The organism is Bradyrhizobium sp. IC3123 (assembly GCF_020193625.1).
In the GTDB taxonomy this organism is placed as follows: domain Bacteria; phylum Pseudomonadota; class Alphaproteobacteria; order Rhizobiales; family Xanthobacteraceae; genus Bradyrhizobium; species Bradyrhizobium yuanmingense.
The window spans coordinates 126078-139846 of sequence record NZ_JADYVF010000008.1; the positions used below are offsets into that span (position 1 = coordinate 126078).

The 13769-nt window shown below is 57.0% G+C and carries 10 protein-coding genes; all 10 read right to left on the reverse strand.

Annotated features, from left to right (window positions below):
• Positions 1-57 precede the first annotated feature (57 nt).
• A complete protein-coding gene (locus I6F20_RS24770; protein WP_225128213.1) occupies positions 58-900 on the reverse strand; it encodes an FkbM family methyltransferase in 843 nt (280 codons plus the stop codon).
• Between the two features lie 423 nt (positions 901-1323).
• On the reverse strand, positions 1324-2019 hold the full coding sequence (locus tag I6F20_RS24775; RefSeq protein ID WP_225128214.1) for a hypothetical protein: 696 nt from the start codon (positions 2017-2019) through the stop codon (positions 1324-1326).
• Positions 2020-2543: 524 nt separating this feature from the next.
• Positions 2544-3695 (reverse strand): glycosyltransferase family protein, encoded by a 1152-nt coding sequence (locus I6F20_RS24780; protein WP_225128216.1) that lies wholly within the window; start codon positions 3693-3695, stop codon positions 2544-2546.
• 46 nt (positions 3696-3741) lie between these two features.
• Positions 3742-4722 carry an aldo/keto reductase gene (locus I6F20_RS24785; protein WP_225128218.1) on the reverse strand — a complete coding sequence of 327 codons (981 nt, stop codon included), beginning with the start codon at positions 4720-4722 and terminating at the stop codon, positions 3742-3744.
• Positions 4719-6281: an FAD-dependent oxidoreductase gene (locus I6F20_RS24790; RefSeq protein WP_225128220.1), complete on the reverse strand. Its 1563-nt coding sequence runs from the start codon at positions 6279-6281 to the stop codon at positions 4719-4721. Before I6F20_RS24790 ends, I6F20_RS24785 begins: the two co-directional genes overlap by 4 nt.
• Before the next feature lie 5 nt (positions 6282-6286).
• Positions 6287-7585: a lipopolysaccharide biosynthesis protein gene (locus tag I6F20_RS24795; RefSeq protein ID WP_225128222.1), complete on the reverse strand. Its 1299-nt coding sequence runs from the start codon at positions 7583-7585 to the stop codon at positions 6287-6289.
• A gap of 445 nt (positions 7586-8030) precedes the next feature.
• The gene (locus I6F20_RS24800; RefSeq protein WP_225128224.1) at positions 8031-8705 is read right to left on the reverse strand and encodes a hypothetical protein; all 675 of its coding nucleotides are present in this window, start codon (positions 8703-8705) and stop codon (positions 8031-8033) included.
• A 74-nt stretch (positions 8706-8779) separates the two neighbouring features.
• On the reverse strand, positions 8780-11029 hold the full coding sequence (locus I6F20_RS24805) for a polysaccharide biosynthesis tyrosine autokinase (protein ID WP_225128226.1): 2250 nt from the start codon (positions 11027-11029) through the stop codon (positions 8780-8782).
• A 470-nt stretch (positions 11030-11499) separates the two neighbouring features.
• Positions 11500-12114, reverse strand: coding sequence for a hypothetical protein (locus I6F20_RS24810; protein ID WP_225128228.1), 615 nt, complete (start codon positions 12112-12114; stop codon positions 11500-11502).
• A gap of 101 nt (positions 12115-12215) precedes the next feature.
• A complete protein-coding gene (locus I6F20_RS24815) occupies positions 12216-13742 on the reverse strand; it encodes an O-antigen ligase family protein (protein WP_225128230.1) in 1527 nt (508 codons plus the stop codon).
• Positions 13743-13769 lie beyond the last annotated feature (27 nt).

Genomic DNA, 13769 nt, shown 5'->3' on the forward strand with positions numbered 1-13769 from the left:
ACACCGCAACGACAATTGCGACTCTAGCTCAATTGCTTAGCCGCTCTTCACGGACGACTACCGATCGGCTCGGCCACGAGGCTCCTGATCGATGACTATGCTGGCCGGGACTACTCCAAAGCGTCGGCGCCGCGCGAAGGGACTCAGGCGCCTGAGAAGTGCCGCTAGCCAATCGGTCGACAAATGATCGCCCAAGGGCCGTTGCCCCGGCGCTAGATCAGGATAGAGCGTGTCCTTTACGGTATATCCGGCTTCCAAAATGAGCCCGATGACTTCATCGGCGCTCGATCCGTTGCCGGCAAGAAGATTTGGCGACATTTCCGAAAGGATTGTCGGCCGAAACTCCCGCAGTGTTTCCCTAGCGCCTTTGAATACCGCGTGCTCGAAGCCCTCCACGTCCACCTTCATAAAACGAGGCTTGAGACCAAACTGCTGAACGAGATTGTCTATCGTATCGACCCGCACTTCTTCGGACTGTTTCTTGGCTTTCGCAATCGCCGGATGGTCAAGGTTCCCAAGAGATGAGTACTCCTCCTGTCCATCCACATAGTTTAACGTCATCGAGCCAGGGGCATCGGCTGCGGCCCCCTCGAACACCACGGCGCGATTATCCAACCCGTTCAGCGATATATTCTGCTGAAGGCGCTCCGCCGTATTTGAGCTGGGTTCAACCGCTAAAATGCGACCGTTGCGCAACCTACGCCCGATTGCCACTGTGAAGAATCCGATGTTCGCCCCAACATCGAGCACGTCAGCATCTGGGTCAATCGCGCCGAGCGCCAACTGGATCATTTCCGGCTCATATCGGCCTTGCACAACCAGCCGCGAAAACAATTCGGATCGCGAATTGATTCTGAACTGGCCGTCGAATTCCGGAACTTGAATGGTAACGTCACCCACGAGAAGAGATCTAAGGCGATCAGCACATGCTGTTCTCGCTCGCGGGACCGCCAAATGATACGCCTACGAACGGCAACGGCGGGCGCGGCTAACTCTTGAAGAAGAGGAACGCGGTAGTAGAGCGATCGGACAAAACTCATAATTGGACACCTATTGCAATGAATAGCAACAGTTCATCGGCTCGCCTGAGAGTTGTCAAGACGGAGCTGGCCCCACCTCTTGATTGAAGCCCGAGTGGTTAACTGCTGCGGCTCGCGTTTCTCAATATGGATCCAAAAAAAAACGCAGACTGGCAACATGTCCGCTGATGATAGTTGGGCCCAACGGGCCGCAAGGCGCTGGTCATTGGAACATACCAGACGCCTCGCCGCGCGATGCCATACCCCCCAAGTGCAGGCGCTCGGCTAGGCGTGCTGATTAGCTTCAGTGCCCGGCACCCTCATTCTTACACTCAGGTATGCTGGCAACGATACGCCGGGCCAGCTTAGCGTTACCTTCATCAGTTGGGTGAATTTCATCTCGATAGCTGCTTGAGGACCAATCTTGGCCGTCCGCTATCACGACATAGCTCGTCATGCCGCTCCCGATCCCCTCACCGGCGGCGTTGAGATTCACTGACCGGCTTCTCGCATCCAGGACTTCGGCTCTCGTGGGATAGAGCACGATCGTTATAGGGCCAGGGTACTCACGACGCAGCCAGGCAAATTCGGATCGCCAGTCACTGTCCCCAATAGGCGGGGCTTCGCGCGCAGGGAAAAGCTTCTTGTCGATTACGTACCATAGTGCGAGCACGGGACGCTGAGTGGGATGCGTGCGCTCAGATATCCATCTCGATGCCTCACCGAAGTCGGCCGAGTTGAGCACGAATACGATCCGCGTAAGCGAACTCAGAATATCGGCGTGCTGATGCAGATACCGAAGCTCGTTCAGGAATGCCCAGCTCCCTGCTCCGACCGGCCAAACACGCGGGCAGAGAACATTCATCAACGGGCCCAGTCGCTGAGGTTGATCCGTCAGATTGCCACCCATGACTAAACTATCACCGACCAGCAATATATTTCGCGCGTTTTCGTCAGGTCGGAACGGCTCGGCTACTCCCATGCTGAGTTCATTGAACACCCAGGCATTCCTGCCGAGAAACGCACCCTGCTGGTTTGGCCGCGGAATGTAGCCAAGCGTCTGGCTACTCGTATAGAGTGGAACGTCTGTAACGCCTAGAAGACGAAGCCCGACCTCGGAGGCGACCCCAATGGTAACCAGGCCTGCGAGTAGAAGCGGAAAAAATCCTCTTGACATCGTATATATCAACTTAGGTGATGCGAGAGCCACCAGCCACTGCAAGGGCCGCAAGGCCGCGGCGGCAATGATAAGAGACGGAAAGAGGGGGCATTATTGATGTTGCTCTATTGCGCGTCTTCCAACATCTTCACCATCTGCGGCTGCAAACAACGGAAGGAAATGGTGCAGCGTGGCAAATGTGGAGTTTTCTGCCAGCAGGAAGCGATATGATTTCGCATCAACGGATATTATTTGGAGTGTGACCTACGGAGGTTTCAAGGGCAAGCACCCAAATAGCGTAAAAGCTTGATTTTTCCGGTCTCAGCAGACATAGCCTCTGTATAACCCTTCGGAGCTTCTTCAGATCAACGATCTGTCTGCATCCACCTATGAACCGCTGCCGCCTGGTCCAGCCATCCGATGTATCCGAAACCCGGTCTCCCCTTTTCTGCAAGATCGCCCTTCGTATGCGATAGTATCTTTCGCAGGGTTTTGGTCATATCGGACGGGACAAGCGGAAACCCCTCCTTGAAGATCAGTTGCTGATCGAGCCCTCCCTCGTATTGAGGCAGCCAGGCGACCCAGCAGGGAATACCGAGACAGGTAAATTCGCGGAGACTTCCGGGAACGCCGCCTTCCGCCGATGACATTAGCACGCCAACGTCGGATCTTGCGATACTCTCCAGCAGCCGGCGCTTGTTCGAGACGAACCCGAGCGCATCGACGTAGCTGCGCTTGGGTATCGCTCCCGGATCAGGACCAACGACGCAGAGCCTGATCCGCGCTTGCTCGGCGCCGGACAGAGCATCCATCGCTTCAATGATCTGCAAGACCCCCTTGCGCGCCGCGTCCCGGCCGATGATCGTAAAGACGATAGGTCCATCGGACTGGACCGGGCGTTTATCGCGCATCTCGCAGGCGAGCTCGAAATCAGCCCTGGACATGTTCAGGCCGCGCCCCGTGACGTAGATCTTCTTTTCGTCGACCTCGTACCGCTCGATCAGAGTGCCTCGGATCACCTGATCGTAGACGAACACGCGGCGTGCCCGTGCATACAATCTGGTTTCATTCTCGATGAGCTCTTCTCTGGCCTTGGGCGTCAGCGTCCTTGCATACTTGAATTGCTCCAGGAGTTGGAGGTACGTGGCATCTCGATAGACGTAGAGGCGGCAATCGTCCGCCGCGTCTATCGCGCGCCACAACGAGGGCGCCATCAGGCTGGTGAAGCTGATGATGCTTGTGCCGCTCGAGAGGCTTATGGGTACGCCCCGAACGCTGGCCTCGTGGTAGTCTTTTGAAAAGAAGAACGCCGACTTTTCAAAAGTTCCGGTCTTCACTCCCCAACGCAGGTAAGTAAGCGGGATTTCAGTGATCCTCTTGAGCGGGATCGGCCGGATGAACGCCCCATCGCGATCCCCGACCACCTCGCGCAGATTCTGCATGAAGTAGTACGGCGACCCCGAATAGTGGATCGGGTCGCGCGCCGCGTAGACATAGACGCGACCGTGAGGTTTCATCCTTATGTCCCCGTTTCCAACCATCACTCGTCTCTCATTCTGACTATCAACGGGGAGCAGCACTACGCGACAGCACGATATCACGCACGCCAAGGCAGTTCCGAAGTGTACGCAACACCTCGGCTCCTGCTTCCGTGTCGGCGCTTTGCACAAATTGCAGATAGGATGCGATCCTGCCTCGCGCTCGCGAACTGAAGAGTACGAGGCCGCGGGGATTTGCCGCAACTGCCGCCAACAGCAGAACCTTGGCGATGTCATCGGGGGATTCAATCTCGATGCGGCAGAGCTCTTGCAGCCGCGCCCTGGAACGGGCATCGAGCCGGAGCTTCTCATCGACAGCTTCGATCGCGCCCAGAATGCTACCATGGAAAATCTGGTAGCGATCAGCGAACAAGCTCTCGTCGGCCACACGAACTGACCACGGCCGTTGATACACCTCGAAGTCAAGGCCCGCAGCGTTGATCTGCTTCATGCTTTCGACGCTAGTCCCTATTCCCAGCCGCCGTACCTTTCCCTGGCGGACGAGCTTCTGAAGCTTGTCGAGCAGTTCGTCCGAGACGTCCCGCGGACTCACCTCATGGAGCAGCAGGACGTCGATGTAGTCGGTTTTTAGCTTCGCCAGCGATTTCTCAATCGACCGATCGATGAATGATGCTGAGAAATCCGTCTGGACCGGCGTGGAATAGATCCGCTTGGCCGCAAGCTTCGATAGTCCCGGGGTCCAGCGGCGCAGCGGAGTGGCAACCAGGCGGAGAAGCTGCCTTCTGGAGCTTAGCTCGCCGTGGGGAATACCGACCTTGGTCGCAATGGAAATATTGTGGCGCTCGCCGCGGAAGGCGGCGGCCAGCACGTCCTCGGAGGTGCCGTGTCCATACATTGGGGCCGTATCGAAGTGCCGCACACCGAGATCGTAGGCCAGACGCAGAAGGCGCAGATTGCCCCGCGCCTCGATTCCCCCGGTAATGTGCGAACAACCAAAGCCGATCCGGTCCAGAGCCCGTTCCGTCGTGACGCGCTTCAAGGTCATCGCTGCACCTGCAATTTGATCATCTCGGCCGTGCGCAGCGCTAGCGCCATGGCCGTGAAGGTTGGATTGGCAAAACCTGAGGTCGGAAATACCGCGGCACCCATAACATAGAGGTTTTCGCAGCCGAACACGCGGCACATCGGATCAACCACACCATCCGATTCTGAGATACCCATCCGAACTCCTCCCATATGATGGAAGGTGTCCACGAAGGAAGCCAACAGCTCTGGCCCTCCGGCCAAGATCAGCTCAGGAATCGCTACCTTCGCAATCCCTCGACTCTCGAAATAATGCTTCGAGAGCGCCGCAGCAGCCTGGATGGTTCTGATCTCCTTTTCGCCGGATACTGCCCAGCTCAGTTCAGGAATCCGCATTCCATATTCATCACGAATCTCTGAAAGCGTGATCGTGCTGCTCGGCAACGGCACTTGCTCGAGCATAACGCGAAGCTGAATGTTGCCGTTCATCGGGGACCAGATCCGCTGGTTCACGAGATAGTGCCAGGCCATCGGGAACCCTAGGCGTGCTGCTGCCCAGATTTCCGAGGCAATCCTCTCGGGGTTGGACAAACGCCCTTTCAGCAGGCCGGCCAGGAAGATCTTTGCATTCTGCACATGCTCCTGCGCCTCGAACTTGACGTGGATTGCTGCGCCGAGAAGCTCGTCCTCGATCTGGCGCGCCTCGGACAATCTCAGGCGCGGCTGAAGCTTCATGCCTTGCAAGAAGACGTTGTCGAACAGGCTTCTGAACAGGCTCTTCTCCAGCGGCTTGAGACTCGCGATGGTTCCCTCCAAATGGTCCAGGAAGCCACGACCCAGCCACGGATTGTTACCCCAGGGCGGAGCATAGCCATCCGTCGTCTGGTGCTGTAGCAAGCGGACCATCTCGACCGTTCCATTGGCGAGGACGACGAGGCGCGCGGCAACTTCGACGGCTTGGGCTCCGAACCCGACTGTTACCGCCGCGATTTCGCCGCCCGCGCTGATCCGCAGGCTCGTGACCGGAGCATTCGTAGCGACGGTGACGTTGGCATTGCCCTCGAGAAACCGCGCGAAACGAAAGCGGAGATTTTTTTCAGTCAGCCAGCGGGTGTAGAAATATTCGAGATCGTCGTCTCGGTACTCAGCCGGCGTTTGGAGCTTCTTGATGACGGTGAAATCGTCGCTGAGCCCATCAGGCAGACCGAGCAGACGTTCGCACTCGGCGTAGAATGGCTCAATATCTTCCAAGCTGATGGGCCATACCGCGTCGCTCAGCCAAGGCCGCTGTGCAAACACCGTCCGATCGAAGCGAACCAGCTGCCCGCCCCAGAAGTTGGTCGTGCCTCCGAGCGCCCGGAAACGTCCCTGGTGCAAGCCCGCATGCTTACGGCCCTTGGACACCGCCGCCTGGAAGATCGTCTGGGAGTCTTGATGCAGTTGCTCTGGCCCCGCCTCCAAGATCAGAACCCTGACATCCCGAGATGCCAAATAGACGGCTGCCACAAGGCCGACGGCCCCGCCGCCCACGATAACAACGTCCGGCGAGAGCTCCGCCAAATCGATCTTATCAGACGACACTATCACTATCGAACCAGCGGCCAGAGTTGATAGCGTATGCGACTAGTCCGATCGTTCAGCACCAGGAACGCCATTAGTGTACCGATCTCAAGTACAATCAAACTTGCAGCAATCCCGTCGAGGCCGAACAACTTGGCCGCCGGCCAGGCGATCGGCGTGACCACGCAGCTAATCACCACCAAAGCGAACCCAAATTTGACGTGCTTGTTGATCGAAACCAAGAGATTGGCCGAGAACGCCCAGCAGCCATGGAAGAGTGCACCGACGGCAATCAACCACACGAAGACCGACGGCGGATCGAGATGGCCATGTGTCCAGAGCCGCACCAGTTGAGGTCCGAACAATCCAAACAGTGCACAGCCGGGAAGCAGTAGAAAGAGCAGCAGAAGCCGCATGATCCTGTCAATGACGTCCCGGGAGCGCTGGTTGTTCACGGCGACGCTAGCGGAATAGATCGGCATGGCGGCACGACTAAATATCCCAACAAGTTGAATCACCACCCTACTGGCCGTGCGCACCGTCGCGAGGATCGCGGCGGCAGCGGGGCCAATGGTAGTGCCTGCGATCCAGATCATACCTTGAAAGTTTAAAGCAAGTGCAATTGGCATAGCCATTGCTGCGAGGGCTGGCGCAAACAATATGCGGAACGCACCCCAATCGAACGCTCCGAAGCCCCAACGCAACCAATTCATCCGCCGCGAGATCAGTAGAACCAGGTACGCAATATTCACAACGCGAATGCAAGTATAAAGAAGCGCGCAAACAAAGAAGCTTTTGCCCATGTAAGCGGCCCACAGGATGGCGGCGCCTTCCAAGAATTGAATAGCATCGTAAATGAGGGTGGATTCGGCATAGTGCTGACCTGCCCTCAAGCAAGCAAGGAACAGCCGCGAGAGTATGAGCAGAGCGGAATAACAGACGACCAAATAGAGCGCCGCGAGCGCATCTGCATTGAGTTGAACGCGACCAATCTCTACATGATCGAGATAGAGCAACGGCGTCGCGGCCACGATGAGACTCACGCAGACCAACAGCGTCATCGCGAGTATGGTTTGGAATATCCGTGTGGCCTCGGCTCGCTGGCCCTTGGCGATCTCCATCGTCATCTGCGACGCTGCCGCATCGGCAAATCCGAGATCGGCGACCGCAAGTAGTGTTGGCAGCGACGTTATAAAGAGCCACTCGCCGTAGCGGTCACTGCCCCACCAAGCCAATAGGGCCGGCGGCAGAATCAGCTGGCCGACTATTCGCCAGAAGATGCTACCGGCGCTGGCAATATTGTTGGCCAGCATCTCCTTTCTCATGACCAGTCCTCATGCTGGGGCGCACTCACGTGATTCACTTCTGAAAAATAAAGAACTTGAATCGCGAGACTTTCGTCATCATTCCAAGAAATATTTCCTCGGTTTTGTAAGACCCTAGTTCGAGAACCTTACAATGGTCATCGGTAAAATAACAAACTTTGAGTTTCAAGATTCGAGGGCACTTATTCTCCAGTCTGACCAAGTGGTCGATCAAATCCCGATTTATGGTATGCGATCGGGAAAGACCGACCGCCTCTAGGCAAGGGCGACCGAGCGCATCTCTGACAGGACCCGACCCCAATCCCTCAGAGGGCTCTTGTACCTGTGAGCGGAGTCCCCCGAACTGGGCATGAGCTACTAACCTCCCTTCGAACAAAGGCATAGCAGCGCTAAAAAAGGCTACGGTCAGACAACTCCGAGCCAGTATCCGAGGAATGATACACATCTAATTACGACGCCAAGGTTGATCCGGAACCAATACCCCAGGGACTCGGACAGCGACACCTCCGTCCCGCAACGCTCTCGCGAACATTTCACGAGTTGGCAAGTCAACTCGCTCCAGCGCAGCAAGAAGACGTTCGCGGTGGACCCACCCCGCTCCGACCATGCTTGCTTGAGCTACTTCAAATAGTCTCGCCTTAACAAGCGCCGCGAATTCCGAAATAACCTGTTGCTGGTTGGCGTCATCAAGAAACGGTAAGATCGCCAGTGCTCGACGGTTTCTTGTTATCGCAATCCATCCCTCTCGGGGCCCCGTGCTGTACGACTCATGAAGAAGGGCTGCATCCTCAGTCGCAAACCCGTTATCGGCATTCCGGAGTAGATACAGGTTGAGCCATAGGAATGAATCGTTCGGATTCTGAAAAAGAGAAGCTCTAACGGCTCGCTCTGCGGCGGGCAGCGCCTCCTCGTAGCTACCGCTCTTCAATTCAGCTAAATACAGCAAGATAATTGCTTCCGCTCGCAGAATTTTCGGCGCGTCAACGTTTGCGACCGCCTGCCTCTTGAGGGACACTAAAGTCTTCTTAAGCTCGCCGAGCCGATAAGTGTCGCCGCTAATAAGTCGTGCCGCAACATCAAGCTCTGCTCCGCGACCCCAACGATCGTGCAATACCAACATCGACCAATTCACCCCGAAGACGCCGAGGCCGAGCAGTAGCAACCGTGACACTAAACGGGGAGAGCGCAGTATTCTCACTCTACATAGCCATATCGAGAATAGTACTTTTGATAATAGTATCTGCCTTGGTATGATTCATAGCGCGAGATTAGCTTTGTATCAGCCTTATTGAGAACAACTCCGAGAAGTTTCTCATGGATGGCGGGCGAGGCACGAAGGTTGTGCATGACAACGTCCGCCTTGGTCTTACCCCATTCAATCACAAAGACATACGAGTCTACGAAAGATGGCGTCACACGCACATCGACGACAGGTGCCATGGGAGGAAGATCCAAAACTACATAATCAAACTTCGTCTTCAAGGTTGCAATTAGCTCGCGCATGGCCTTCGATGCGAGTATTTCGTTCGTATGAAGCAGCTTGGACGTCACAACCACGGGCAGAACGCTAAGCGACGTCTCTGGATCTAGCGTACATGCATCTTCTAAAGGCGCCTTCTGCGCGATAACTTCTAGCAACCCTATTTTCGCAGTAGGAAGTAGTGCACGCGATAAGGATGGATTACGAAGATCAGTGTCAATCAGGATCACGCGAGCGCCGCCGTGCGCCATCAGCTGAGCGAGATTGACCGAAATTGTGCTCTTCCCTTCGTTGGGCAGGGCGGAGGTAACCGCAATGACACGGTTCTCTCGCACAATGGAGTTGATGTCTAAACTCACCTTCAAAGAGCGAATGGCCTCAGAAAACCTGGAAAGCGGTTGATCAACAACGTAGCGGAGCAAACTTCTATCGTCGGGAGACTTGTTTGCTCCGAGCAACTTTCGAGACGACCCTTCGCTAGCGATTGCGGGAACGATCGCCACGCAACTAGCTCCAAGCTTTTCTTGAATTCTAGATGTTGTTCGAAAAACGTTGTCCGTGAGCTCACGCGCGAGTGCTACACCAATACCCAACAGAAGACCCGACAGCAATCCTCCGGCGAGCACAACAAAGGTTTTGGGATATGTTTTAGCTAACGATGTGCTTGCAGGGGTAATTACGCGAGCTTCGGTGATAGGAAAGGATTGCTGCTGCACCGACTCCATATATTTCTGCAAGAAATTGTCATACATTGCTTGATAAGATTGTGCATTGCTTTCCAATTCTCGCAACTGCACCTGAGCTTGATTGGTCAACTGGGATTCAGACACAGCATTGTTCAAGCTCGTTTTGATGCTCTCCTCTCGCGTAAGCGCGATATCGTACTCGCTCTTATACGACTCTTGGATACGCTTGAGCTCGTCTGTAATATTCTTCTTAATCTCCGCCATTTGCCTTCGAAGGTTTACAGCGGCAAGATGATCAGGCCCGTATTTTGCTGACCAAATAGACTCCTTAGAGGCCATGTCAACATACTGCGCCCGCAGCTTCACGATCGTGTCGTTTTTAAGCGCATCCGCAATGTTGGCGTCAGGAACATCTTGTCTGAGGATGTCGTTTAGGCGATCTAGCCGTGCTTTCGCCTCAGCGGTAGACGCATGTGCCAGAACCAATTGACTATTCACCTCGGCTAGCTGCTGCTCGTTCATAAGCCTACCGCCGGTATCAACGATCTTATTATCAGTCTTGAAATCGACGACTGCCCTTTGCGCGGCTGAAGCTTGTATGCGCAGCTCTTTGATACGATCTTGCAACCATACACTCGCCCGTCTTGTCGACTGGTACTTAGCTTCCAGCTGATCAACAATATACGAATCCGCGATTGCATTCGCGATCCGCCCCGCCTTCACCGGATCCCGCGAAGTAAATCCGATTTCCATCACATAGGTTTGGCCAAGCCGCTTAATTGTGCGACTGGACTCAAACCGACCCAAAGCTCGGCGCGTCAATTGATATTCGGACAGTGCACTGGGTGAGGAGAACAACCTAGAAACGGACCCGATGGCCGCCCCCACCAGACCGCCGCCGCTACCTGTAAATTCCTCATCATCGATGAGGTGCAGGTCTCGGATAACCGCGAGGCTAACGTTCTCAGATTTAAGAATTTCGACCTGGGTTTCGACCGTGGATGTGTCGAGAGCAACGTCTCCGAGCAACGACTGCTGCTGAAACAACTGCAGCTTTCGTGTGTCGATCACCATTGAGGCTGTAGATGTAAACAGCGGAGCGGCGGTAAAAAGATAGACGATCGCCACAAGGAGAGTTGCCGATGCAATGGCGAGCACCGTCGGAAACTGACGTCGAATGATGTCAGCGTAAAACCTAATATCCTGATGCGAAGCGCCCTGCTCGCCCTCGGAGAAATCCCGACCAATCTCGTTGGTCGGTCTATTGAACTGAAGCATATTTAAGCCCTGAGACGAACCAGTTTGAAGTTTGGCAAGATCTTTGGCTTTGCAGCGGCATGAAGAAGCACGTGTTCACAAAGCTTAGACTTTTCGCATCTGCAATATACATTACCATGACCCGTCTCTAAGAAGAACAGACCATTGCAGTTCAGACGCGGCGGTAGATGAAAAATCACAGGAAGCTTAACAGCTGAAGATGAGCAAGCGGCCGAGTCGAACACCAAGTCGATATCGACAACTCAGCAATAGCGTAGCAGGCTGCTCTGATGCCTCCTGCAGAGTATCGCTATGCCCAGGGAGTTAACCGGCATCACCCGCCGACGTACCGCACGTAAAACGTCAGGAGAGCAGCGTAATGCATTCGCAACACGTGTTTGATGCGAAGTTACGATCGTGACTGGCGACCTCTTCAACAAAAGCAGCGATAGTTGCCGAGGTCGATGTCTATCGGACCAGCCGCGCCCTGCTTATTGCGGGCTTACCTGATTGACAGTGGTGGCGCCAACGGACCCACTGCCGATGCCGGAGCCGTTGTTGGGCGTCGTGTTGTTGCCGAACACGACGACGCCGCCGCCCCCACCGCCGGTGGGGAAGCCGTTGCCGGTCGGGCCGCCCGCGCCGGTGCCACCGCCCGCGCCGCCCCCGGCTGCGGCGATTGCGACGTCGCCGGTCGCGGCCTGGTAGGCGGCAATCACGTCGGGGTTGCCGGTGCCGGCGATCGCGGTCTGGATCTCATTGGCATAGGCTTGGTCCTGCTGCGCGGCCATACGGGCGACCTGTGCAAGGCCGGCGACGATCGCGTTCAACTGGTCCTTGGTGGTCGCTGGATCCTTCAAAAGCGCGATCAGGCCGGGCAGCGTGGTCGGATCGGAGGCACCGAGGTCGCGCACGCGCGAGATCAGCTGCGGGCCGCCGGTCGGATATTGCTGCAGCAGGCTGTTAGGGGCGGCCTTGAACTCGGTAATGACTGTAGCCGGCAGCTGGCGCTGCGGCGGGTAAACGGCGGCGCTGGCGGCCGTCGTGATCGTCACGGCGAGGGCCGCGGCGGCAGCCATGCGAAGCGCGTTCCTGATAACGCTCATAAATCAATCTCCGAAAAAAAACAGCTGCCCGATTTGCATCCTCGCCCGGGCAAGCGCCTGTGCAGTGCAGGAACCTAGCGAAAGAGAAAAGGGCTGTCCATTTATAATAAAATCTTCGTAAACGGCGCAACTGCTTCAAATCTAGACAGTTTTGTGAAGGTTGCCCGGCCCGCGCGGGGCGCCTGTGGGGTTGCGGAGCGGCCCTCGCCTCGCGGTGCGGTGGCGCCCGCTCCCGCACTCGCACGGCCCTCCCGGCTGGAGAAGGACTGCCCCAAGCCCGCACCGAAAAGCGCAAAGAACGGAATGCTGTAGCCGGGCACCTGCAAGGTGAAGTCCAGGCACGAATGCAGCAGCGACAGCGTCGCGGTCGCCGCGGCCGCCAGCGGGATGATGACGTCGCGCCGCCGGCCGAACACGCCGCGCGCCAGCACCAGCAGCATGATCGCGCAGCCGAGCGTCACCACGAGCGCCATGGGAATGCCTACCTCCGAGGCAAGCTCCAGCGGCGTCGAATGCGCCGCATTCCAGACGCCGCGAATCGAGATGTTGGGGCTGCGGTACGGCGGGAAGGCCCATTGGAAGGTGCCCATGCCGGTGCCGAACCAGGGATTGTCGGCGATGATCCGCAGCGTCGATTTCCAGGCCTCGATGCGGCCCTCGTCGACCAGGCCCTGGCTGTCGAAGCGGCTGGAAACGCGGCCGCCGAGCAGTTGCAACAGGCCGAGCGCGACGGCAAGGCCGGAGCCGAGCGAAATCCAGATGCCGGTGCGCGGCGGCAGGTCCTTGCGCAGGAACAGCGTGAAGGCGACGATCATCGCCAGCAGCGACAGGCCGACGCCGGCGCGCGAGGTCGTCATGAACATCGCCATCAGGCAGATCAAGAGGCATGCGAGCTGCGGCAGGATCTCTTTCGGCGGGATCGCGCGCAGATCGAGCGATAGACGCCGCCATTCGATGTGCCGCTCCGGCAGGCGGCGGCGGACGTCCTCCAGGATCAGCAGCATCCAGATCACCGCAGCCGAGCCGAAATAGGCCGCCGCCGTGTTGCGGTTGATGAAGGTGCCGGTGACGCTGCCGAGATACGCCGTCTTGTCCCGCCACAGGATCATGGTGGGCTCGATCAGGAACGAGGCGACGCCATAGAGCGCGTAAGCCGCGCCCGATATCGCAATCACCCAGAGCAGGCGGCGCGCGCGCATCCGGTCGGCGCCGACGGTGATGCCGAGCACGATGGCGAGGATGTTGGCAAGCGGCGCGCCGAGCGCGAAGAACGCCTCGTTCTTGACGATCGAGGCCGACGGGGCGATCGGAACGCCGAGCAGATCGGAGGCCTGCTTCCAGATCGGTTGGAACGGCGCGACCCAGGGATGATCGGAAAGCTGCTCATGCAGCACGAAGGCGTAAGCGGCGACGATCACGCCGATGCCGGCGAGCAGCCACAAATGCGGCGTGCGCAGATCGCGCGTCGGCGCGAAGATGACCGCGATACCGAGACACAGGCACCAGAACGCGATCGACAGATCATTGGTCGAGCCGAATGGAAACGGCGCGCCGGCGGCCACGAAGAACAGGATGAAGACCGCGGGTAGGCTCCATGACCAGCGAATCTTGGGAAGCCGAAGGCGCATCGTTATGTCTTGCGAGCTTTGCTCTTG